We start from the raw sequence: 610 nt of genomic DNA, 5'->3' as shown, positions 1-610 counted from the left end.
GTCAGCCTTTGGTACCAGTCCGACGACTGACGCCCCCTTGACCGCGACGCCGGACGTACGGTTGATTCGTCCAGGTTTGTCCGTCACGGATTCGTCCGGAACTTCGTCCGGAACCAGCCCGAACCAAGGAGCCGACAATGTCAGGAACGGTCGCCGCCGAGCCCGTCGAAGTCGAGGACGTCGAGGCCGAGAGCAGGTTCGAGGCCCGGATCGACGGTGCCCTGGCGGGCTTCGCCGAGTACATCCGCAGCGCAAAACTGGTGGTCTACCCGCACACGGTGGTGGACCCGGCCTTCGAGGGCCGCGGCATCGGCGGCACGCTCGCCAGGGCCGCCCTGGACGACGCCCGGCGGCGGGGGCTGCCGGTGCTGGCCACCTGCCCGTTCATCAAGGCCTGGATGCTCCGACACCCGGAGTACGCGGACCTGGCGTACGAGAACCAGAGCCGGGTCACCGACTGATGGCCGGCCCAGGGAGTACTGGACTGACAGATATTGAAATCTGTCATCGCTCATGCCATAGTTGAGGCACCGGCCCACCCCTCCCTGGAGCTTCCTGATGAACACCACCCCCGCCCGCACCCGCCTCGGCAGCACGGGGCCGGAGGCTT

General features: G+C 67.4%; 1 protein-coding gene. It reads left to right on the top strand.

Annotated elements, in window-relative coordinates; translation table 11 throughout:
* The first annotated feature begins 137 nt into the window (after positions 1–137).
* Positions 138–461 (top strand): GNAT family N-acetyltransferase, encoded by a 324-nt coding sequence (locus tag ABD323_RS43790; RefSeq protein WP_184912457.1) that lies wholly within the window; start codon positions 138–140, stop codon positions 459–461.
* The last annotated feature ends 149 nt before the right edge of the window (positions 462–610 follow it).

The sequence above is a fragment of the Kitasatospora nipponensis genome, assembly GCF_039528135.1.
GTDB classification, from domain to species: domain Bacteria; phylum Actinomycetota; class Actinomycetes; order Streptomycetales; family Streptomycetaceae; genus Kitasatospora; species Kitasatospora nipponensis.
Note: the sequence above shows the minus strand (reverse complement) of the source record. Positions and strands in the feature narration are given on the sequence as shown.

Bases quoted from the DNA above. Each gene is read 5' to 3' on its own strand.
- ABD323_RS43790 (WP_184912457.1), top strand. From the start codon at position 138: ATGTCAGGAACGGTCGCCGCCGAGCCCGTCGAAGTCGAGGACGTCGAG.